Raw genomic sequence first — 20206 nt, 5'->3', positions numbered from 1 at the left:
GGCCTTGTGGGAACGAGTGTCGCGAACGAAGCAACCCCCTCCAACGGCTCCGCGCCCCTTCCAGTCGGCGTGCTCGGCGCTCGCGGCAAGGTCGGCAGCGAGGTGTGCGCCGCCGTCGCCGGTGCCGACGACCTGGCGCTCGTCGCCGAGGTCGACCAGGGCGACGAGCTCGACCTGCTGGTGTCGTCGGGCGCCCGCGTCGTCGTCGACTTCACCCACCCCGACGTGGTCATGGACAGCCTCGAGTTCTGCATCGACCACGGCATCCACGCCGTCGTCGGCACCACCGGCTTCGACGAGGAGCGACTGGCCACGCTCCGGGGCTGGCTCGACAAGAGCCCCGGGACCGGCGTGCTCATCGCCCCGAACTTCTCCATCGGCGCCATCCTGATGATGCGGTTCGCGGCCGTCGCCGCGCCGTTCTACGAGTCCGTCGAGGTCGTCGAGCTCCACCACCCCGACAAGGCGGACGCCCCGAGCGGTACGGCGCGGCGTACTGCCGAGCTGATCGCCGCCGCCCGCCGTGACGCCGGCGCGCCGCCTATCCCCGACGCGACCTCGACCTCGCTCGACGGCGCTCGCGGCGCGGACGTCGACGGCATCCGCGTCCACGGGCTGCGGATCCGCGGGCTGGTGGCCCACCAGGAGGTCGTGCTCGGCGGTCTCGGGGAGACGCTGACGATCCGGCACGACTCCCTCGACCGGGTCTCCTTCACGCCCGGTGTGCTGACCGGCGTCCGCCGGATCGGCGAGTTCCCCGGCCTCACCGTGGGGCTCGAGCACTTCCTCGACCTCGACTAGCGATCCCTGAGGCCGGCGCACCGCTGGGTTGGCGGTGCACGTTTGTGCGCTGCACCAACCTGCAGACGCCGCGCTCTGGCGAGGACGGCCGGAGAGTGGAATCGTCAGGAGTGCTCCCTCAACCGGGCGACTCGGGTGCCCGGTCCGGACAGTCCACGGCTGTCCTCCACGACTCGGGGACCCTGCGCCGGACGGGGAAGGCGCAGGGTCCCCGATTCGGCTTTTCCGGGCTCAGTCGGTCAGCGCGGTGTGCAGCCGGACCTGCTTCACGGACTCGTCGCCGGCGTCGTCCGCGAGCTCGCGCGACGCCCCGTCGGGGCCCCAGCCGGCGCCGGTGAGGAAGCCGCGCAGCGTGTCGTCGGAGGCGTCGACCCAGCAGACGGCGCGGGCGAACCCGTCGACGCGCAGCGTGTCGACGCAGGCCTGGAGCAGCCGGGAGCCGTGGCCGCCGCCCGTCTCGTCGGGCGCGACCGTGAACTCGGCGACCTCGCCGTCGGCCGAGGGGTCGGCGTCGGGGTCGGTCGCCGGCCCGGTGAGCGCGAACGCCACCACCCGGTCGTGCGCGAGGGCGACCAGCGCGCGGCGGCGGGCCTCGGGCGGGCGGGCGAGCGTCTGCCGCCAGGCCTCGGCCAGGGCCGGCTCGTCGATGCCCCGCTCGTCGAGCAGCGCAGGCAGGCGGTCGCCGTACCGCACGGCCCACGAGCGGAGCTGGATCGCGGCGATGCTGCCCGCGTCAGCGGGCCACGCGACCCGCGCGGACACGTCGGAGGTGGTCACCGGGAGATCCTCTCAGCAGGTCCTCGTGGTGCTCTCGTTGGACTCGGTTCTAGGATCGGACACATCGCCGTTCGCGGCGCGCCTGGTCACCGCGAGTCGGTGTTGCCACGCACGAGTAGACCGGCATTGTCGGTCAGGTTCCCTGCACGTCGATGAGCGCCTTGCCGAGGAGATTGCCGCGCACGGCGCGGTGCGCGTCAGCGACCTCGGACAGTGCGAACTTGGTCACCGGCAACGAGGTCAGGGCACCGGCCTCGAGTGCGTTGGCGACGCCGGCGACCGCGCGGCGCTTCGCGGCGTCCGAGATCGTGTAGACGAGCATGAATTCCAGGCGGAGATTCGCTTCCAGAAGACGCCACGGCATGACGGTCGGCCGGGCGGGATGGGCGTAGACCTGGACCGACGCCCCGGGTGAGGCGACCGTCGCGTCGAGCTCGATGTTGCTCGGCAGGTCGACCTCCAGGATGCGTGTCACGCCGTTCGGCGCCCATCGCACGAGGGCGCCCGCAACGTCGTCCTCGTTGTAGTTGACGACGAGATCTGCTCCGGCTGCTTCGGCGATGGCGGCCTTCTCCGGGCTCGACACGGTTGTTGCCACCTGCGCCCCGGCATGTCGGGCCAGCTCGATCGCGAAGTGTCCTACCGCCCCAGCGCCTCCGTGGACGAGCACGTGCTCGGTGGGGTCCAGCGGTCCGTCGGCAAAGAGGCAGTAGTGGGCGGTCATCGCCGGGATGCCCAGTCCCGCAGCGAGGTCGTCTCCGACGTCTTGCGGCAGTGGCACCGCGTGCTGGACAGGCAAGGTGACGTACTCCGCGGCCGTTCCGGAGTCGCGGCCCCACTGTGCCTGCCACATCCAGACCCGCTCGCCGAGTCGGTGTGCCGGGACGCGCGTGCCGATCGCGACGATGACGCCGACTCCGTCGTGGTGGGGCGTGATCCACCTCGTTCGGGACCGCGGTCTGCGTGCGGCGATGCCCGTTGGGTCGACGTGCGACGTCGGGGACGCGATGCGGTCGCGGGCTTTCCAGTCCGTCGGGTTGACCCCGGACAAGCTGACGTGGACCAGCACCTCGTGCGGTCCGGGGTCCGGTCTTCGCACCTCGTCGATCCCGATGATGCCCGCTCGTGGTCCGTCGCTCTGGTAGCGAGCGGCTCGCATGGCCGCAGGCAGCATCGGCGTGTCCCCGTGGGCGTGGGTGGGAGCCGTTTCTCTCCGGCTCACGCAGAGGCGGCGTGTCCGGAGATCGAGCCCTTGTCGGCATGGCCGCCGGGGGCCTCCTCGTAGTAGACGATGTCGGGATCCTGCGCCAGGTAGGTCCCGACCTCGGCCAGCGCGGTCTGGATGTGGTCGCTGTTGAGGTGGTCCGTCAGCAACTCGAGGTTCTCCCACCGCTCCACGTAGACGAGGCGGCTAGGGTCGGTCAGTCCTCGGTTGAGCGCGTAGAGGAGGCAGCCGGGCTCCTGGTGGGTCTCGTCGAGCAGGTCCGCCAGGAACTTCTCGAGCTCACCCTCCCTCCCGGGCTTTGCGACGAACGATGCGACGACGATGACTTCCGACATGGTCTCTTCCGATCTTTCAGTTGGACGCCAGTCTGGTCCGGCGTGGGTGGGATGGCGTTGAGAAGTGGATTTCACACGGCAGCCGCGTGCGCTGCCTGCTGCTCGAGGCGCGCGAGCTGCCGGGCCCGCGCTCGTGCGGCCTTGGCACGGGCTGCGTAGCCGGATAGGCCGACGGCGACGATCAGCACGGATCCGTTGAACACCGGCTGGACCCAGAACGGAGCGCCGAGCTGTTGGAGGCCCGATACGGCGACGGAGAGCGTGTAAGCGGCGAGGACGGCGCCGACTGGATTGAACCGGCCGGGGGTAATTGCCGTGGCGCCGAGGAATGCGCCGGCGAAGGCCGGCAGCAGGTAGGTCGCTTCGCCGCCCGGTACGACCGAGCCCAGCTGGCTGCCGAGTATCACCCCGGCGGCGGAGGCCAGCAGGCCTGAGGCAACGAAGGACCCGATGATCACCCGGTCCGCGCGAATGCCGCTCAGCTCGGCCGCGCGGCGGTTGCCGCCGACCGCGTAGAGCCTGCGTCCGACGGGCAGGCGGGACAGCACGAACCACAGCAGCACGGTGACGAGGAAGACATAGACCACCGGCAGCGGCACGCCGAGCAGGTGACCCCGGGCGAGCCTCGTCAACGACTGCGGGACTCCGGTGTAGATCGGGGCCCCGCCTGTGTACCAGACGACGGTGCCTCCGAGGACAGTGCTCGTCGCCAGCGTCGTCACGAACGCCGTGATCTTGAGCTTGACGATCACGAGGCCGTTGACGAGGCCGATCGCTGCACCGGCAGCCAGGGCGAGGGCGATGGCGACGGTGGGGGAGAGGCCCTGGAGCGCGCACAGTCCGCAGACGAGCGCCTGCCCCGTGCCGAGCACACCAGCCACGGAGAGATCGAACTCGCCCACGATGAGGGGCATCATGGCGGCGAGCGCCAGGAGCACGACGACGGCCTGGTTGTTGAGGATCGCTCGGTAGTTGTCCGGCGTCGCGAAGCTCGCGGGTCTGGCGAGGGAGAAGCCGACGACGAGGATGAGCAGGATGAGCGCCAGGCCGTAGCGGGAGAGCCAGCTCGAGTCAGTTCCCATAGGAGGCTCCTGTGAGTGCGGCGATGGTGAGGTCGTCGCCGTCGAGGACGCGAGCGACGACCCCGCGGCGCATGACGACCGCGCGATCGGCAAGGTCGTTGATCTCCTGGAAGTCCGAGCTGGCGAGCACGACCGCGAGACCCTGGGCTGCCGCGTCCCTCAGCTTGCGGTAGATGGTGGCGCGCGCGCCGATGTCGACCCCGGCCGTCGGCTCGCAGAGAACCAGGAGGGTCGGATCGGTCGCCATCGTCCGCGCCACAAGCACCTTCTGCGCGTTGCCGCCGCTGAGGGTCGCGACGGTCGCGTTGCTGTTGGGTGGGCGTACGTCGAACGCGTGGATCCAGTGATCTGCCTCGCTCCGCTCGCGCCGGTGGTTGAGCGGCCACCAGCGCCTGCGCGGATTGGGGAACAGATTCTCGCGAACGGTCAGTCCGCCGGCGAGACCCTCGGCGTTCCGTTCCGCCGGCACGTGTTGGACTCCCCGGCTCAACGCCTGGCCTGGGCGCCGAGCGGCGTATCCACGCCCGTCGAGCTGGACGTCACCGCCCTGGATCGGCCCTGCGCCGGACAACGCCGAGGCGAGTGCGAGGTGGCCGGCGTCGGCAAACCCGGTGAGTGCGACGATCTCGCCCGGGCCGACGTCGAAGGACACCGGCCCGAAGCCGTGGCCGGACAGGTCTCTCACAGCGAGTCGCGGGGGCCCTCCAGCGGGGACCGATCGTCGGGTCGGCATCTCCGGGACGGCGCCGACGATGAGCTCGATGAGATCGTCTCTGCTCAGCTCCTCGACCGGGCGGCTGCCGACGACTTGGCCGTTGCGCAAGACCGTCACATGGTCGCAATGGCTCAGCACCTCGTCGAGCCGATGCGTCACCAGGATGCACGAGATGCCCTTCTCGCGAAGTCGTTCCAGGGTGGAGAGGAGACGTGCGGCCTCTCCGGCAGCCAGGCTGGCCGTGGGCTCGTCGAGGACGATCAGCCGAGCGTCCTGGACGAGAGCCCTCGCGATGGCGACCGCCGCCTGCTCGGCGATGGACAGCTCACCGACCGGGACGTTCGGGTCGAGGGCGACGTCCAGTCGCGCGAGCGCCTCCCTGGCCCGGGCTTGGGTGGCCGGCCAGCTGATCCCGGAGAGGCCGGTCGGGTAGCCGGCATATTGGGCGATGTTCTCGGCCACGGTCATGGTGGCGACGAGGCCGAGATCCTGGTGGATGAACACCACCCCTCTCTCGGCCATGGTGCGCGGCGTTCGTCGTGGCGGCAGTGCCTCGCCGTCCAGTCGCACCTCGCCGGCGTCCTCGTGCTCGACGGCAGCGAGGATCTTGACCAGGGTGGACTTGCCCGCGCCGTTCTCGCCCAGGAGGGCGTGCAGCTGGCCGCGTCCCACGTGGATGTCGACATCGGCGAGTGCCGCGGTGCCGCCGTACACCTTGCGAAGCCGGCGCACCTCGAGGAGCCCGCTACTCCCCGTCCTCGTGCCTGGTCGTTGCACGACGCGCAGGTCGGTCGTCATGTCAGTGCAGCTTCCAGAGCTCGGCGTACTGCGCCTCGTAGTCGAAGTAGGACACGAAGGCGCCGACGCCGGAGTCGGGGAGGTCCTCTGCGGTGTAGAGGTGGGCGAGCAGCGGGAGATCGGCGTTCTCGACGTACGGTTCGCCGGCCATCCCGCGGATGACCTGGTCGATGCACTGGTACATGGCCAGCCTGGGGTCGACCGAGCTGACCATCTTGATCGAGCCGTCGGCGAGCAGCTGCTGGTTGACCGCATCCAGGTCGTCCGCGTAGATCGAGATGTCGCGGCCCGAGGCCTTGACTGCCTGGACGGCCGAGAACATGCCGACCGAGTACGGCAGGACCAAGGTGTTCATGTCCGGGTTCGCGTTGATGATGCCGGTCAGGATGTTGGCCGACTTGGCGGAATCGACGGCGTCCCCGATCTGCCACGTCTCTGTCTTGATCGTGCAGGTGGAACAGTCCTCGACCACCTGGACGAGGTTGTCGATCTTGCGGATGACCGCGGGGAATGCCTCGTCGCGGATCGCGACCACGTTGGCATCGCCATCGGTGTCGGCGACGATGCCCCAGCCCAGCAGCTCAGCGGAGAGGCCGTTGGCGTAGTCGGCGGCCGCGTCGAACTGGCCGTTGCTTCCGGTGGGAGTGGGGTCGCACGTCGACACGGTGATGATGCCCTCGGACTTCGCCTCCTCCAGCTTGTCGGCCACCTGGGTCGCGGTGATGCAGATGCCGACGATCGCTGAGGGGTTCAGCGCGATGGCGCTGGACATCGCTTGGTTGAGGTTGGGGATGTCGGCGGCGCCGTTGATGTTCACGGCCTCGGCCTCGAAGCCGGCACCCTGAGCGATCTCGACGCCGGCCTCCGCCGTCTCGTTGCAGACGGTAGCGCCGCAGGAGACGAACACGATCGACGCATTCTCCGGGAGCTCGGGGGTCTCGGTGGGCCCGAGCCAGGTCGTCATGGTCCGGAGGTCTTCGCCGGCGGTGAACTCGTTCTGTGGCGCGTAGACCACGCCGCTGGTGGCGTCGTCCCTGATTTGCTGAGCGAGCGCGACGTAGTCGGCCGAGCTTCCTGCCGCGCCGCCGTCGGAGCCGCTGGACCCGGTTGCGTCGCCGCATGCGGCCACGAGGGCCACGATCATCGCGAGGAGCGCCACGAGTACCGGCACCCGCCCGCCGACCAGGCGCGAGCTGCGGACGCTCATGCGGACACCGCCTGCGAGTCGGCCGAGTGGTCGCCCTCGGCGTAGCCGCCACCGAGATCGCCGCTGAGGGCGATGCCGGCCTGCTCGGGTCGGAAGAGTGAAGCCGCGCGGTTCCAGTCGCTCAGCTCGTGGTCTCCGGCCCAGGTCCTCACCTGCTGCGAGATGTGCGGGGGCAGCGCCGTGGCGTCGGCGTAGTCGACCTCGATCACGTTGCCAGCCGGGTCGCGGAGCCAGAACTGGACCTCACCTCGCGGCAGCTCGTAGGTGTGGTGAGGGAACGTCTCGGTGTCGACGACGCCCTCGTGGTGTGCCCGGTCGTAGAGCTGCACGAATCCGGGGAGATCGTCGATCGCGATGGCGAAGTGGTAGGCGGACGACCACGGGCCCTGTCCCTGGCGATCGGCCGCCGCATCGTGCTGGACGAGGTGGATCTGGATCTTGCCCAGCATGAGCCAGGCAACCGGGACCGGAAACCTCGGCGACGGGATGACCCGTGCGCCGAACCAGTCGACGTAGAAGGCACTGACCCGGTCGACGTCGTCGACCGGAAGTGCCACGTGATTGATGTACGGCAGGGCCATCGGGCTGCTCCTTGCTCGCGGTGGTGAGACGTCCGTCACCCTGACTCCAGAGGTGTCATGCTGTCCAATACCAATATCGGCGGATTGTCATAGCCATTTGGAATGCCGGGAGAGGGCCCATCGTGAACCTGCGCCAGCTGCAGTACTTCGTCGCCGTCGTGGACGAGGGCGGCTTCACCCGCGCCGCCCAGCGCCTGTTCGTGTCCCAGCCCAGCCTGTCCAAGCAGCTGGCGCAGCTGGAGGCAGAGCTCGGCGGCGCGCTCATCGAACGGCTGCATCGCGGCCTCCGCCTGACCCCGAGCGGACGGGCGTTCCTTCCCGAGGCCCGTGCCGCGGTTCTCTCGGCCGAACGCGCCCGGCGGGCCGCGCGGTCGGCCCACGAGCTCGACACGGGGACCTTGGAGGTCGCCACGCTCCTGTCGATCGCCGTCGGCATGCTCCCGCGTGCGATCCAGACCCTCCGCTCGCGGCATCCGGGGGTACTGGTCGACCTGCACGAGTTCCGCCACCGGAAGACGCTCGAGGAGGCCGTCCGGGGCGGCTTGGCTGATCTCGCGATCGGGCCCGTGCCCGTCGAGTGGGACGGGCCGATCATCAACCTGGGCTGGGAGGAGTTCGTGCTGCTCCTTCCGCCGGACGACCCCGCCCTCGAGGGGCCTCGGACCATCGACCTCGCCACCCTCGCCGATCGCCGTTGGGTGCTGCCCGCGCCGAGCGCAGGCATGGCCCCGCTGGTGGACGGGGTGTGCCGGGAGGCAGGGTTCGCGCCTGCACCCGCGGTCCACACCTCGCAGGTCGATGCATTGGCCCGCTTCGCGGCAGCGGGCCTCGGCCCGACGATCCTGCCCGCCAACGTCGTACCGCCAGACGTCAAGCGACTCACTCGCAGGTTGGAGAGGCCCCTCGCCAGGCAGCTGGCGCTGTACACGCGCAGCGAGTGGACGCCACTAGGCGAGGCGTTCGCCGCCACCCTCTGGGACGCGACATCGGCCCGAAGGCCGCGCAACGCCTTCGTCGTGCCCTGAGGGGTTGCGGGCCTCCGCGCGCGGCCATGGCCACATTTCGCCATCAGGCGAGCGGGCCGTTGCCGGCCGCCCGTCCCCGGAAATCGCATGCCGGGGCCGCAATGAGGGCGCCCGCCCCTGACCATCGTGGGGCGGGCGCCTCGATCGCGGACGACTGCGCCTACCGCGAGTGCAGCCCGAAACCCGAGCGGCCGGCGGGCTCCAGACCCTCCTTGAGGTGGAGCGACGGGATCTCATAGTCGCCGAAGTTCTGGCGGCGGAACGGGATCGGGTCGGCAGACTCCAGGTTCTCCAGACGGTGCTCCCAGGCCTTGGCGATGTCAGGGTAGTCCTCGTCGGTGGTCCGGTCCGTGCCGTACAGGACGAACGGCGGGAGCACCTCGATGCCCGGGTAGTAGAGGATGCCGTGGTGGATCGGGAACAGCAGGTCGTCGATCGGACCGTTGATGCCTCGGTCTGAATAGTGTGACTCCGGTCCACCGGCGGTCACGGACAGCATCGCGCGCTTGCCCAGGAGGGTGCCCTCTCCGAACCGCTCGCCGTACTTGACGTCGCTATGCTCGCCGACGCCGTAGGCGAAGTGGTACGTGAAGACGCGGTCGACCCAGCCCTTGAGGATGGCCGGCATCGTGTACCACCACATGGGGAACTGGAAGATGTACGTGTCGGCCCAGAGCAGCTTCTCCTGCTCGGCCTTGACCTCAGGGGCGAGTGTGCCGGTGTCGAAGGCAGTGCCCGAGTCCGCGGCGACCTTGAGCGGGCTTGAGGCAGAGGGGCCGTAGTCCTCCGCATCCAGGACGGCTTTCCACTTCATCCCGTAGAGATCGCTGACCTGAACCTCGTGGCCTGCGCTCTCCAGCGTCTTCACGGCCAGGTCCTTCAGCGAGCCGTTCAGCGAGCGAGGCTCCGGGTGGGCGTAGACGATCAGCACCTTCATGTGAAACTCCTTCGAATCGGCGTGCGCCTCGATGGGCGGTCTCCGATCTTCGACTGATCCGCGCGCGTCGTTCAGGGGCGCTGCGTCCATCGGAGCGGGGTTCCTGGGACCAGCAGTACCACCGTCATCGACCCAGCACACGTGATACTTGCGGCATGGATGATCTTGCGGACTTCCTCCGCTCCCGCCGGTCGCGCGTGGATCCGATCGATGCGGGAATCCCTGTCGTCGGGTATCGCCGCGTACCTGGGCTGCGGCGTGAGGAAGTCGCGCACCTGGCGGGGGTGAGCGTCGACTACTACGTGCGCCTCGAGCAGGGGCGCGCAACCCAGCCCTCGGAGCAAGTCCTCGACGCTCTTGCGCGGGTCCTCGGGCTCGACGACATCGAGCTCGAACACCTGTACCGGCTGGCGCGCCAGAAGCGCCGCAAGGCCCCGTCGCCGACCGGTCGGCTGCGGCCGGAGCTCGTGCGGGTCCTGGACCTGATCACCGACGCCCCGGCATTCATCGTCGACCATCGTCTCGACGTCGCGGCCGGCAACCGACTTGCCGAGCTCCTTTATGGCCGGTCGATGACGGGCCTGAACACCGCCCGGCACGTCTTCCTCGACGAGGACGAGCGCGGCCTGTACGCCGGCTGGGAGCAGTGCACTCTCGACGTGGTGGGTCACTTGCGCCTCGCCGCCGGTAAGTATCCCGATGATCCGCGACTGACGTCGCTGATTGGTGAGCTGGCGATGGGCAGCGAGCGCTTCCGGCGGCTGTGGGCTCGCGCCGACGTTCGTGCGCGCACCCACGGCCGCAAGGCCTACCGGCACCCGATGGTCGGTGATCTGGAGCTGCACCAGGAGGACTTCATGCTGCCCGACGAGTCGGGGCTGGAGCTCCTGGTGCTCTCGGCCGCCCCGGGCAGCCCGTCCGCAGACGCGCTTCGTCTCCTCATCGGCCTGAATGCCGACGGTGATGTGCGTTCCATGCCGGGGCGGCGGCTGGGCGTGGACGACGGCGACCCCGCGAAGCGCTAGGTGGCGTCGAGCGGTGAAATGGTGAGCCAGGAAGCAATGAGCGGAATCGACAAGGTCGTCCCCAGCGCTGCCGAGGCTGTCGGAATCATCCCTGACGGGGCGACGCTCGCCGTCGGCGGTTTCGGGATCTCCGGCATCCCTGCGGTGCTGATCGATGCCTTGGTCGCTGCGGGCACGGGTGATCTGGAGGTGATCTCGAACAACTGCGGCGTCGACGACTGGGGCCTCGGACGCCTCCTTTCGGCACGGCGGATCAGTCGCATGGTGGCGTCCTACGTGGGCGAGAACAAGGAGTTCGCGCGCCAGTACCTTTCGGGCGAGCTCGAGGTGGAGCTGACCCCGCAGGGCACGCTGGCAGAGCGGATGCGCGCCGGCGGATCGGGGATCCCGGCCTTCTTCACGGCGACCGGCGTCGGGACCCAGGTCGCAGAGGGCGGGCTGCCATGGCGGTACGACGCCAGCGGCGCTGTCATGATCGCGTCTCCTCCTAAGGAGGTCCGCGTCTTCCAGACGGCCGCGGGGCCCAAGGAGTTCGTCCTCGAGAACGCGATCGTCGCTGACTTCGGCCTCGTGCGTGCATGGAAGGCCGATCGACACGGCAACCTCGTCTTCCACAAGTCGGCCCGCAACTTCAATCCGCTGGCCGCCGCGTGCGGTCGCGTGACGATCGCCGAGGTGGAGGAGCTCGTCGAGCCCGGCGACCTGGACCCAGACGGGGTCCACACGCCCGGGATCTACGTGCAGCACGTCGTGCCACTGACACCAGCGCAGGCGAAGGACAAAAGGATCGAGAGGCGGACCGTGCGCCCACCCCAGCCGGAGGAGTCCTGATATGGCCTGGAGTCGCGCTGAGATGGCTGCCCGAGCGGCGGCGGAGCTGACCGACGGCTCCTACGTCAATCTCGGCATCGGGTTGCCGACGCTGGTGCCCAACTACGTCCCTGACGACTTCGAGCTGGTGCTGCAGTCGGAGAACGGGATCCTTGGCCTCGGACCCTATCCGGCGTACGGCAAGGAGGACCCGGACCTCATCAATGCCGGCAAGGAGACGGTGACCGTGCGTCGCGGCGCGTCATTCTTCGACTCCGCAACCTCATTCGGAATGATCCGGGGCGGCAAGATCGACGTGGCGATCCTCGGTGCGATGCAGGTCTCGAAGTCGGGGGACATCGCGAACTGGATGATTCCCGGCACGATGGTCAAGGGGATGGGCGGCGCGATGGACCTCGTGCACGGCGCCAGGAGGGTCATCGTGCTGATGGAGCACGTCGCCAAGGACGGCTCCTGCAAGGTCGTCGACGAATGCTCCCTGCCACTGACGGGCCGGGGGGTGGTCCAGCGGATCATCACGGACTTGGCGGTGATTGACGTAGTCCCAGCCGCTGAGGGCGGCGGTCTGCGTCTTGTCGAGCTCGCGCCTGGTGCGACCGAGAACGAGGTGCGCGAACGGACCGAGCCGACCCTGGGCTGATGTCGGCTCGGCTGCGAGCTCATGGGCCCGGCTGCGAGCTGCAGCCGGGCCCCCTCGCGCGTCCCGCTACGGTCAGGAGGAGCCGGCCGCGTGTCAGGCGGCCGGGGCGGTTAGCGGGTCGGGCTGCTGGCGCGTCCGGCCGTCATCGGTGACGACGGCGAGGCCCTCACGCGCCCAATATTCGAACCCGCCGATGAGTTCGCGGACACTCGTGTAGCCAAGCGTGGCCAACGCCAACGCTGCGCGCGTGCTCCCGTTGCAGCCAGGTCCCCAGCAGTAGACGACGATCTCTTGGTCGAGCGAGGTTGCTACGGCGCCGATGCGGTCCTGGAGGTCGGCGTTCGGGATGTGCACCGCGCCGGGGATGCGCCCCTGTGCCCATGCAGCGTCCGACCGAGTATCGATCACGAGTGGCGGGTTGCCGCCGGCACGAGCGGTAGCCAAATCAGAGGGGTCGGTCTCATAGGCGAGCTTCGCGGCGAAGAAGGCGGCCGCAGCGATCTTTGTCATGACACAATTGCACCGTCACGCTCACGCTGAGGGAACGGCCATCGTGGGCAGTTTTCTTGCTATCGCCGCGCAATCAACGGCATCATGGCTATCGTGCCTGCGAATCCACGGATTGACCTTGACGAGACGGATCGCGAACTCGTCCTGCTCCTGCAGCGCGATGGTCGTGCGACGGTGGCCGACCTTGGCCGTGCTGTCAGCCTGTCGCCGAGCGCAACCTCGGATCGACTGCGGCGACTGACGGATGCAGGCGTGATCAGCGGATACTCGGCAGTCATCGATCCGGAAGCCCTTGGATATGCGATCACGGCATTCGTCCGACTCTCGTATCCGTCGGGCAACTACAAGCCGTTCACCGATATGGTCGACGCCACTCCCGAGATTGTTGAGGCTCACCATGTCACGGGCGTCGACTGTTTCATCATCAAAGTGCACGCCCGGTCCATGCAAGATCTCGAGCGCATCGCGGGCCGGATCGCCGCAATGGGGACGATTGCGACCAGCGTGGTGTATTCAAGCCCGGTCCCTGGACGCCACCTCGTACCGGCGTAGCCATGACCGGGATTCGAGTTGAGTGGCTCACTGTCCCCTCCCGGACTCCATCGCTGGCAGCGCTCATCCATGCGCACGCCGAATACGAGCGATCTTCTGTGCGCCAACCAGCCGACGAGGTCCTGTCTCGGCTGGACGCTTGGTGTCGCGAAGGGCGAGTCGAGCTAGCCGGCGCCTTCGTCGGTAGCGAGCTGGCTGGATACGCGTCCCTTACTTCCGACGTCGCCACCTGGACGGGAGAAGAATTCGGGCACCTCGACTGCCTCTATGTCAACGAGGCCCACCGCGGTCAGATGCTCGGACAGCAGCTGGTCGATGCTGTCGTCGGACGCGCGCGCGTGCGCGGATTCCGTGAGCTCCAGTGGCAAACACCTAGCTGGAACACGCGCGCAATCCGCTTCTATGAACGGATCGGGGCTACTGGCACGCACAAGCAGCGGTTCCGACTGGAGCTTTGAGCGGCTCACGCAACCGATGGAGAGCCCTCGACGTATTAACACGATTCCTCACCCGCCACCACCGCGCCGATAGGTTGGAGTAATGGAAATCCGCAACCTCGGAGCGAGTGGGCTGAAGATCTCGGCCATCGCCTACGGCAACTGGATCACCCACGGCTCACAGGTCGAGGAGGACGCGGCGCTCGCCTGCGTCCGCGAGGCGCTGGACCAGGGGATCACCACCTTCGACACCGCCGACGTCTACGCCAACACCAAGGCGGAGAGCGTGCTCGGCAAGGCCCTGGCCGGCGAGCGCCGCGAGGGGCTGGAGATCTTCACGAAGGTCTACTGGCCGACCGGCCCCGGCAAGCACAACGACCACGGGCTCTCGCGCAAGCACATCATGGAGTCGATCGACGGCTCGCTGAGCCGCCTCGGCACCGACTACGTCGACCTCTACCAGGCGCACCGCTACGACTTCGAGACGCCGCTGGAGGAGACGATGGAGGCGTTCGCCGACGTCGTCCGGTCGGGCAAGGCGCTCTACATCGGGGTCTCCGAGTGGACCGCCGAGCAGATCCGCGCCGGCCACGCACTCGCGCGCGAGCTGCGGATCCCGTTCGTGTCCAACCAGCCGCAGTACAACATGCTGTGGCGGGTCATCGAGGCCGAGGTGGTGCCGACGTCCGAGGAGCTCGGCATCGGCCAGATCGTGTGGTCGCCGATCGCGCAGGGCGTGCTCACCGGGAAGTACCTGCCCGGCGAGCCGCCTCCGGCGGGCTCGCGGGCCACCGACGAGTCCGGTGGCGCCGGTTTCGTCAGCCGGCTGCTGACCGACGAGCTGCTCGAGAAGGTCCAGCGGCTCAAGCCGATCGCCGACGAGGCCGGCCTGTCCCTCGCCCAGCTTGCCGTCGCGTGGGTGCTCCAGAACCCCAACGTCTCCGCGGCGATCATCGGCGCGACCAGGCCCGAGCAGGTCGCCGAGAACGTCAAGGCCGCCGGCGTCCGGCTCGAGGACGACGCGCTGAAGGCGATCGACGAGGTGCTCGGAGACTCCGTCGAGCGCGACCCGGCGAAGACGGTCTCCCCGCCGAAGCGTGATTTCTAGCGGTAAGTGTCCGGGAGGCTCTGGCCGATCTTGACCTGCGCCTTGGGCATTCGCATGAACTTCATCTGCAGCGACCGGGTGATCGCGTAGAACGTGGTGCCCTTGTAGTCCTCGCCGGGGAAGCGCTGGGTGAGCGCGCGGCGCAGTCGGAATCGCAGGATCACCATGTCGACGATCACGAACAGGAACGTCGCCAGCATCACCATCGTGCTGGCGCCCATCAGGGTCGAGTTGCCGCTGTAGCCGAGCACCATGCTGATGATCAGCAGCGGGATCAGCATCTCGACGAGCGAGAACCGGACGTCGACGAAGTCGCGCACGAAGCGGCGCATCGGGCCGCGGTCACGGGCCGGCAGGTAGCGCTCGTCGCCGGTCTTCATCGCGGCGCGGATCTTACGGCTCTCCTCGCCGCGCGCCTGGCGCTGCCGGGCGGCGAGCTCCTTGCGGTTGCGGGGCGCGCGGGCCTTGGCCCGGGCGAGGGCCTCGGCCTCCTTGCGGGTCGGCGTCGGTCGTCCCTTGCCGCCCTCCTTGACCGGCTGCACGGTCTCGGGCTCGGGCGTCTCGGACTTGCTTCGGCGGAACAACGATCCTCCAGTCAGGGCCGGCTCAGTCGCGGTGCGACTTGCCCGGCAGGTCGAGCATCCGCTGCAGGGCGACGAGTGCCTCCTGCTCGGTCTTGGGGTCGACCTCGATCACGTTGACGACGTTGCCGGCGACGAGGTTCTCCATCGCCCAGACGAAGTGGGGGAGGTCGATCCGGTTCATCGTCGAGCAGTAGCAGACGTTGCGGTCGAGGAAGACGATGTTCTTGTCGGGGTGCGCGGTGGCCAGGCGCTGCACCAGGTTGAGCTCGGTGCCGATCGCCCAGCTCGAGCCGGCCGGCGCCGCCTCGATCGTCTTGATGATGAACTCGGTCGAGCCCACCAGGTCGGCCTTCAGCACGACCTCGTGCTGGCACTCGGGGTGCACCAGCACGTTGAGGTCGGGGATCTTCGCGCGGAGCTCGTCGATGACGTCGGGGGAGAAGCGGCCGTGGACCGAGCAGTGGCCCTTCCAGAGGATCACCTTCGCCGCGCGCAGCTCCTCGGGCGTGAGGCCGCCGTTGGGCTTGTGCGGGTTCCACACCACGCAGTCGTCGAGCGAGTAGCCCAGCTTGAGCACCGCGGTGTTGCGGCCGAGGTGCTGGTCGGGGAGGAACAGCACCTTGGTGTCGGCGTTGTCGGGGCCCTTCTGCTCGAACGCCCACTCGAGGGCCACCTCGGCGTTGGACGACGTGCACACCACGCCGCCGTTGCGACCGCAGAATGCCTTGATGTCGGCGCTGGAGTTCATGTAAGTGACCGGGACGACCTGGTCCTGGACGCCCGCCGCGGCCATCGCCTCCCAGGCGGCCTCGACCTGCGCGATCCGCGCCATGTCGGCCATCGAGCACCCGGCCGCGAGGTCGGGGAGCACGACCTGCTGGTGCGGGCCGGTCAGGATGTCGGCGGACTCGGCCATGAAGTGCACGCCGCAGAAGACGATGAACTCCGCCTCCGGGCGCGCGGCCGCGTCGCGTGCGAGCTTGAACGAGTCGCCCGTGACGTCGGCGAACTGGATGACCTCGTCGCGCTGGTAGTGGTGGCCGAGCACGAACACCCGGTCGCCCAGCGCCTCCTTGGCGGCGAGTGCGCGCGCCACCAGGTCCGGGTCGGACGCCGGCGGCAGGTCGCCCGGACATTCGACGCCCCGCTCCGAGAGCGGGTCGGTGCCACGGCCCAGCGGCAGCAGAGGCAGGTCGACGGTGGTCATGTCCTGATCCTATTCGCCGACCGGGGGTGCGCCCATTTCGCGGTCAGCCCAGCAAGAACCGACACCGTGACGGCGGCATTCCCGGGTCCGCGATGATGGGCGCATGCGGATCCTCGTGGCCCCGGACAAGTTCGCCGGCACCCTGTCGGCGGTCGAGGCGGCGGCGGCGATCGCCGAGGGCTGGCGGCGGCAGGCGCCCGCCGACGAGGTCGACACGGCGCCGATGTCGGATGGCGGCCCGGGGTTCGTCGACGTGCTCAACGCGGCGCTCGGCGGCGACCTGCTGGCCGTCACCGTCGCGGGTCCGCTGGGCACCGAGACGCCGGCGACCATCCTGATGGCGGGCGGCACGGCGTACGTCGAGAGCGCGCAGGCGTGCGGCGTCCACCTGACCGGTGGCGACAACGGCGAGAACGCGACGACGTACGGCGTCGGCCAGCTCGTCAGCGAGGCGGTCGCGGCGGGGGCGACGCGCGTCGTGCTCGGCCTCGGCGGCTCGGGCACCAACGACGGCGGGGCGGGGATGCTCGCGGCGCTCGGTGCGGCCGCCGACGTGCCGCTCGACCGCGGCGGCGCCGCCCTCGAGGGCGTGACCGAGGTCGACCTCTCCGCACCCCGCGCCGCGCTCGCGGGCGTCGAGCTGGTGGCGGCCAGCGACGTCGACAGCCCGCTCGCCGGCCTGTTCGGCGCGACGAAGACGTTCGGCCCCCAGAAGGGCATCGCCGAGGAACGGCTGCCGTGGCTCGACGGCGTCCTGGAGGCGTACGGCGCCGCGACCGATCGTCGGTTGGCCCTCGAGGCGGGCACCGGCGCCGCCGGCGGGCTGGGCTTCGCCGCCATGCTCCTCGGCGGGAGCCGCGTCCCCGGCATCGACCTGGTCGCGGAGGCGGTCGACCTGTCCGGCCGCGCCCGGGAGGCCGACGTCGTGGTGACCGGCGAGGGCGCGTTCGACTTCAGCAGCCGCGCCGGGAAGGTGCCGGCGGGCGTCGCCGCGGTGGCGGCCGCGGCACTGCGACCCTGCGTCGTGCTCGCCGGCCAGGTGCTGGTCGGCTCGCGGGAGATGCGGGCGCTCGGGATGGACTCGGCCTACTCCCTGGTGGACGCCGTGGGGGAGGAGCGGGCGTTCGCCGACCCGGCCGGCGCCCTCGCGGACCTCGCTCAGCGGGTCGCGAGGACCTGGTCGAGGTAGGCCTTCGCCTCGTCGATCCAGGTGCGACCCTGGCGGTCGGGCCGGGCGTCCCTGCCGAGCTCCAGCCGGACGAAGCGGTCCTCCTGGTAGCCGTCGTCGTCGAACGCGTACTCGTTGGTGATCTCCAGCGTCGCGTGCTCGTCGAGACCGGCGAGGACCTCCACCTGCTCGCGGACCAGCGGCCACAGCTGGTCGCCGTACGCCTGCGTCGTGAGCTGCTTCGGCGGGACGTCCTCGGGCAGGCGGGTGATGATCCAGATCGCGGTGCCGGCGAACGTCACCGAACGCACGGCCTCGTGGTCGAACGCCGCGGCCACCCCGTGCCACGCCTCCAACAGGTCCGGCGTCAGTCCCTCGTACCAGCCGAAGGACGCCTTGCGGTCGCCCGCGGTGACCGACAGGTCGCCCTGCACGCTGTCCGCGAGGAGCGGCTCGGACCGGATCGCGTCGATGTCGTCCGCGAGGGCCGCCCGGGGGTCGGACCCCTCGGCGGCACCGAAGACGGACCACTCCGTGGGCGAGACCACGACGACGTTGTGGTCGGGGAGCGCGGTGACCGCGGCGAGGAGCAGCTCGGCCATCCGCTCGTTGGCCGCGTGGTCGCGGGTGCTGCCGAAGATCCCGGGAGCAGCGTCCGGCGCGAAGTCGTCGCCCGCCCGACTCGTCGTACCGGCGCCGAGCGTGACCTTGCTGTCCTGGGGCGCGCCCTCACTCGCGCGCTCGCGCCGGCGGAGCGCGTCGAGCACCGCGGTCACCTCGTCGGCGGTCGCGTCGGAGGCCATGTCGACGACGATCTCCTCGCCGTAGTACTCCGTGTCGAACGCCTCCCGCTCGACCTTCGCGTCGTCGACGCCGGCCATCGCCTCGAGCTCGTCCTCGAACGCCGCCTGCGCGTCGTCGGACCCGTCGTCGCCGCACCCGGCAAGGAGGACTGACGAGAGGACGAGGACGCTGAAGCCGCGGCGGGCACGGGATCCGATTGGCACCGGGCGATCATGCCGCACCGATCACAGGGACGAACGGCACTGGCGCCGATGTTGGAACACGTTCTAGTGTCGGGCCCGTGATCGACACCCGTGCCCGTTTCGAGGCGCTTCGCACGGCCGACAGCGCCGACCCGACCGATCTCGACCAGCTGTGGGCCGACCTGGACACCACCACCGTTCCGGAGGTCCTCGGCTCGTGGCGCGGCGGCGACTTCGCCACCGGCCACGTCGCGAGCCAGGTGCTCACGAAGGTCCGCTGGCACGGCAAGCGCTTCGACGGCCCGCTCGCCGCCGTACCGCTGCTGTGCCGCGACGACCAGGACGAGCTCTACTCCAACAAGGAGGCCGGCGGGGGAGGCGAGGCCTCGCTGTGGCCCGTCGAGTTCCGCGGCGAGGTCACAGCGACGATGGTCTACGACCGGATGCCGGTCTTCGACCACTTCAAGAAGGTCGACGACGACACGTTGATGGGCATCATGAACGGCAAGCTCTCCGACGCCTTCGGCATCGACGACCTGTACTACTTCTGGCTGGAGCGCGAGGCGTGAGGACCACGGTCGCGCTCGTCGAGGAGCCGGGCGGGCCGTTCACGTTCGCCGACGTCGAGCTGGACGAGCCCCGCGCCGACGAGGTGCTGGTCCGGGTGGTCGCGACCGGCATCTGCCACACCGACCTGACGGTGCCGACCATGCTGCCCGCCGAGATGATGCCCACGGTGATGGGCCACGAGGGCACCGGCGTCGTCGAGGCGGTGGGACCGGAGGTCGAGGGCATCGCCGTCGGCGACCACGTCGTCATGAGCTTCCGCTCCTGCCGGGCCTGCCCACCGTGCCGGGCCGGCGACGTCGGCTACTGCGAGCAGACGCTCCTCTTGAACTACATGGGCATGCGGCCCGACGGCTCGACGTCGATGCGCCGCGGCGACCAGCAGGTGTTCGGCAACTTCTTCGGCCAGTCCAGCCTCGCCCGGCACGCGCTGGCGTACGCCGACAACTGCGTCGTCGTCGATCCCGCCCTCGACCTGAGCCTGCTGGCGCCGTTCGGGTGCGGCTTCCAGACGGGAGCGGGCACGGTGCTCAACGTACTCGACCCGGCACCCGAGGAGCCGATCGTGGTGTTCGGCGCGGGCGCGGTGGGGCTCGCTGCGGTGGCCGCCGCCCGGGGGATCGGCGTCGAGAGCGTGATCGTCGTGGACCCGCTCGCGGAGCGGCGCCGCGTCGCCGAGGGCTACGGCGCCACGACCCTGGACCCGACCGAGGGTGACCAGCCGGTCGAGCAGCGCGTGAAGGACCTCACGGGCGGCGGCGCGCCGTACGCCATCGACACGACGGCCCTGCCGGCCGTCGTGCTCCAGGCGCAGCGGTCGCTGCGCTCGCGGGGCCTGCTGGTGCCGCTGGGGCTCGGGGCGCCCGAGTACACGATCGACGCGATCGACCTGCTCCAGTCGGGCAAGGTGATCCGGTCGTCGATCGAGGGCGAGTCCGACCCGCTGACGATGATCCCGCGGCTGGTGCAGATGCGGGCTCAAGGCGCCTTCGACGTCGACCACCTGGTGACGACGTACCCGTTCGAGCGGCTGGCCGACGCGGTCGCGGACGCGACGGCGGGCAAGGTGGTCAAGCCCGTCCTGGTCTGGTGAGTCCGCGGTGAACCA

At 69.7% G+C, this 20206-nt stretch carries 23 protein-coding genes; 11 read left to right on the top strand and 12 right to left on the bottom strand.

The window, feature by feature from the left end; genetic code table 11:
• Positions 1-6: 6 nt before the first annotated feature.
• Positions 7-801 carry a 4-hydroxy-tetrahydrodipicolinate reductase gene (gene dapB / locus HNR19_RS13585; RefSeq protein WP_179668418.1) on the top strand — a complete coding sequence of 265 codons (795 nt, stop codon included), beginning with the start codon at positions 7-9 and terminating at the stop codon, positions 799-801.
• A gap of 231 nt (positions 802-1032) precedes the next feature.
• On the opposite strand, the gene HNR19_RS13580 is transcribed toward dapB, so the two are convergent.
• The 7 genes from HNR19_RS13580 to HNR19_RS13550 form a co-directional block, all read right to left on the bottom strand.
• Positions 1033-1578: a GNAT family N-acetyltransferase gene (locus HNR19_RS13580; RefSeq protein ID WP_179668417.1), complete on the bottom strand. Its 546-nt coding sequence runs from the start codon at positions 1576-1578 to the stop codon at positions 1033-1035.
• 133 nt (positions 1579-1711) lie between these two features.
• Positions 1712-2647, bottom strand: a complete 936-nt coding sequence (locus tag HNR19_RS13575) for an NADPH:quinone reductase (protein WP_218910252.1) — start codon at positions 2645-2647, stop codon at positions 1712-1714.
• A 149-nt stretch (positions 2648-2796) separates the two neighbouring features.
• Positions 2797-3138, bottom strand: a complete 342-nt coding sequence (locus HNR19_RS13570; RefSeq protein ID WP_179668415.1) for a putative quinol monooxygenase — start codon at positions 3136-3138, stop codon at positions 2797-2799.
• Between the two features lie 71 nt (positions 3139-3209).
• A complete protein-coding gene (locus tag HNR19_RS13565) occupies positions 3210-4220 on the bottom strand; it encodes an ABC transporter permease (protein ID WP_179668414.1) in 1011 nt (336 codons plus the stop codon).
• Positions 4210-5733 carry a sugar ABC transporter ATP-binding protein gene (locus tag HNR19_RS13560; RefSeq protein ID WP_179668413.1) on the bottom strand — a complete coding sequence of 508 codons (1524 nt, stop codon included), beginning with the start codon at positions 5731-5733 and terminating at the stop codon, positions 4210-4212. Before HNR19_RS13560 ends, HNR19_RS13565 begins: the two co-directional genes overlap by 11 nt.
• A 1-nt stretch (position 5734) precedes the next feature.
• The gene (locus tag HNR19_RS13555) at positions 5735-6940 is read right to left on the bottom strand and encodes a sugar ABC transporter substrate-binding protein (RefSeq protein ID WP_179668411.1); all 1206 of its coding nucleotides are present in this window, start codon (positions 6938-6940) and stop codon (positions 5735-5737) included.
• Positions 6937-7521: a VOC family protein gene (locus HNR19_RS13550; protein ID WP_179668410.1), complete on the bottom strand. Its 585-nt coding sequence runs from the start codon at positions 7519-7521 to the stop codon at positions 6937-6939. Before HNR19_RS13550 ends, HNR19_RS13555 begins: the two co-directional genes overlap by 4 nt.
• 122 nt (positions 7522-7643) lie before the next feature.
• Between HNR19_RS13550 and HNR19_RS13545 the strand changes: the two genes are divergently transcribed.
• The gene (locus tag HNR19_RS13545; RefSeq protein ID WP_218910251.1) at positions 7644-8546 is read left to right on the top strand and encodes a LysR substrate-binding domain-containing protein; all 903 of its coding nucleotides are present in this window, start codon (positions 7644-7646) and stop codon (positions 8544-8546) included.
• Positions 8547-8706: 160 nt separating this feature from the next.
• Here the strand turns inward: HNR19_RS13545 and HNR19_RS13540 are convergent, their stop codons facing one another.
• Positions 8707-9573, bottom strand: coding sequence for an NAD(P)H-dependent oxidoreductase (locus HNR19_RS13540; RefSeq protein WP_218910250.1), 867 nt, complete (start codon positions 9571-9573; stop codon positions 8707-8709).
• A gap of 65 nt (positions 9574-9638) precedes the next feature.
• Here HNR19_RS13540 and HNR19_RS13535 point away from each other — a divergent pair, with 65 nt between their 5' ends.
• From HNR19_RS13535 to HNR19_RS13525, 3 genes are read left to right on the top strand one after another with little or no spacing between them, the layout of a single operon-like run.
• Positions 9639-10508: a helix-turn-helix transcriptional regulator gene (locus tag HNR19_RS13535; protein ID WP_179668408.1), complete on the top strand. Its 870-nt coding sequence runs from the start codon at positions 9639-9641 to the stop codon at positions 10506-10508.
• A 45-nt stretch (positions 10509-10553) separates the two neighbouring features.
• Positions 10554-11339: a CoA transferase subunit A gene (locus HNR19_RS13530; RefSeq protein ID WP_179670263.1), complete on the top strand. Its 786-nt coding sequence runs from the start codon at positions 10554-10556 to the stop codon at positions 11337-11339.
• 1 nt (position 11340) lies between these two features.
• On the top strand, positions 11341-11979 hold the full coding sequence (locus HNR19_RS13525; protein WP_179668406.1) for a 3-oxoacid CoA-transferase subunit B: 639 nt from the start codon (positions 11341-11343) through the stop codon (positions 11977-11979).
• 93 nt (positions 11980-12072) lie between these two features.
• Here the strand turns inward: HNR19_RS13525 and HNR19_RS13520 are convergent, their stop codons facing one another.
• Positions 12073-12489: a rhodanese-like domain-containing protein gene (locus tag HNR19_RS13520; RefSeq protein ID WP_179668404.1), complete on the bottom strand. Its 417-nt coding sequence runs from the start codon at positions 12487-12489 to the stop codon at positions 12073-12075.
• Positions 12490-12573: 84 nt separating this feature from the next.
• On the opposite strand from HNR19_RS13520, the gene HNR19_RS13515 reads away from it, so the two are divergent.
• The 3 genes from HNR19_RS13515 (at position 12574) to HNR19_RS13505 (ending at position 14586) form a co-directional block, all read left to right on the top strand.
• Positions 12574-13041 (top strand): Lrp/AsnC family transcriptional regulator, encoded by a 468-nt coding sequence (locus HNR19_RS13515; RefSeq protein ID WP_218910249.1) that lies wholly within the window; start codon positions 12574-12576, stop codon positions 13039-13041.
• A 2-nt stretch (positions 13042-13043) separates the two neighbouring features.
• Entirely contained in the window at positions 13044-13499 is a 456-nt protein-coding gene (locus HNR19_RS13510; RefSeq protein ID WP_179668403.1) for a GNAT family N-acetyltransferase, read from the top strand.
• A gap of 82 nt (positions 13500-13581) precedes the next feature.
• The gene (locus tag HNR19_RS13505) at positions 13582-14586 is read left to right on the top strand and encodes an aldo/keto reductase family protein (protein WP_179668402.1); all 1005 of its coding nucleotides are present in this window, start codon (positions 13582-13584) and stop codon (positions 14584-14586) included.
• Here the strand turns inward: HNR19_RS13505 and HNR19_RS13500 are convergent.
• Together HNR19_RS13500 and nadA are read right to left on the bottom strand one after the other, a co-directional pair.
• Complete coding sequence (locus HNR19_RS13500; protein ID WP_179668400.1) at positions 14583-15170, bottom strand: DUF3043 domain-containing protein; 588 nt, start codon at positions 15168-15170, stop codon at positions 14583-14585. The two genes, HNR19_RS13505 and HNR19_RS13500, sit on opposite strands and share 4 nt — an antisense overlap.
• Positions 15171-15192: 22 nt before the next feature.
• Positions 15193-16377: a quinolinate synthase NadA gene (gene nadA, locus HNR19_RS13495; protein ID WP_179668398.1), complete on the bottom strand. Its 1185-nt coding sequence runs from the start codon at positions 16375-16377 to the stop codon at positions 15193-15195.
• A gap of 103 nt (positions 16378-16480) precedes the next feature.
• Here nadA and HNR19_RS13490 point away from each other — a divergent pair, with 103 nt between their 5' ends.
• Positions 16481-17566: a glycerate kinase family protein gene (locus tag HNR19_RS13490; protein ID WP_179668397.1), complete on the top strand. Its 1086-nt coding sequence runs from the start codon at positions 16481-16483 to the stop codon at positions 17564-17566.
• Here the strand turns inward: HNR19_RS13490 and HNR19_RS13485 are convergent.
• Complete coding sequence (locus HNR19_RS13485; RefSeq protein WP_179668396.1) at positions 17536-18552, bottom strand: hypothetical protein; 1017 nt, start codon at positions 18550-18552, stop codon at positions 17536-17538. The two genes, HNR19_RS13490 and HNR19_RS13485, sit on opposite strands and share 31 nt — an antisense overlap.
• 77 nt (positions 18553-18629) lie before the next feature.
• On the opposite strand from HNR19_RS13485, the gene HNR19_RS13480 reads away from it, so the two are divergent.
• Positions 18630-19100 carry a DUF4334 domain-containing protein gene (locus HNR19_RS13480; RefSeq protein ID WP_179668394.1) on the top strand — a complete coding sequence of 157 codons (471 nt, stop codon included), beginning with the start codon at positions 18630-18632 and terminating at the stop codon, positions 19098-19100.
• Positions 19097-20191: an alcohol dehydrogenase catalytic domain-containing protein gene (locus tag HNR19_RS13475; RefSeq protein ID WP_179668393.1), complete on the top strand. Its 1095-nt coding sequence runs from the start codon at positions 19097-19099 to the stop codon at positions 20189-20191. The genes HNR19_RS13480 and HNR19_RS13475 overlap by 4 nt, the downstream gene beginning before the upstream one ends.
• Positions 20192-20206: the final 15 nt, after the last annotated feature.

It is taken from the genome of Nocardioides thalensis (assembly GCF_013410655.1).
GTDB classification, from domain to species: Bacteria; Actinomycetota; Actinomycetes; order Propionibacteriales; family Nocardioidaceae; genus Nocardioides; species Nocardioides thalensis.
Note: the sequence above shows the minus strand (reverse complement) of the source record. Positions and strands in the feature narration are given on the sequence as shown.

Bases quoted from the DNA above. Each gene is read 5' to 3' on its own strand.
- HNR19_RS13550 (WP_179668410.1), bottom strand. From the start codon at position 7,521: ATGGCCCTGCCGTACATCAATCACGTGGCACTTCCGGTCGACGACGTC.
- nadA (WP_179668398.1), bottom strand. From the start codon at position 16,377: ATGACCACCGTCGACCTGCCTCTGCTGCCGCTGGGCCGTGGCACCGAC.
- HNR19_RS13505 (WP_179668402.1), top strand. From the start codon at position 13,582: ATGGAAATCCGCAACCTCGGAGCGAGTGGGCTGAAGATCTCGGCCATC.
- HNR19_RS13560 (WP_179668413.1), bottom strand. From the start codon at position 5,733: ATGACGACCGACCTGCGCGTCGTGCAACGACCAGGCACGAGGACGGGG.
- HNR19_RS13515 (WP_218910249.1), top strand. From the start codon at position 12,574: ATGGCTATCGTGCCTGCGAATCCACGGATTGACCTTGACGAGACGGAT.
- HNR19_RS13490 (WP_179668397.1), top strand. From the start codon at position 16,481: ATGCGGATCCTCGTGGCCCCGGACAAGTTCGCCGGCACCCTGTCGGCG.
- HNR19_RS13570 (WP_179668415.1), bottom strand. From the start codon at position 3,138: ATGTCGGAAGTCATCGTCGTCGCATCGTTCGTCGCAAAGCCCGGGAGG.
- HNR19_RS13510 (WP_179668403.1), top strand. From the start codon at position 13,044: ATGACCGGGATTCGAGTTGAGTGGCTCACTGTCCCCTCCCGGACTCCA.
- HNR19_RS13520 (WP_179668404.1), bottom strand. From the start codon at position 12,489: ATGACAAAGATCGCTGCGGCCGCCTTCTTCGCCGCGAAGCTCGCCTAT.
- HNR19_RS13555 (WP_179668411.1), bottom strand. From the start codon at position 6,940: ATGAGCGTCCGCAGCTCGCGCCTGGTCGGCGGGCGGGTGCCGGTACTC.
- HNR19_RS13565 (WP_179668414.1), bottom strand. From the start codon at position 4,220: ATGGGAACTGACTCGAGCTGGCTCTCCCGCTACGGCCTGGCGCTCATC.
- HNR19_RS13540 (WP_218910250.1), bottom strand. From the start codon at position 9,573: ATGGACGCAGCGCCCCTGAACGACGCGCGCGGATCAGTCGAAGATCGG.
- HNR19_RS13535 (WP_179668408.1), top strand. From the start codon at position 9,639: ATGGATGATCTTGCGGACTTCCTCCGCTCCCGCCGGTCGCGCGTGGAT.
- HNR19_RS13525 (WP_179668406.1), top strand. From the start codon at position 11,341: ATGGCCTGGAGTCGCGCTGAGATGGCTGCCCGAGCGGCGGCGGAGCTG.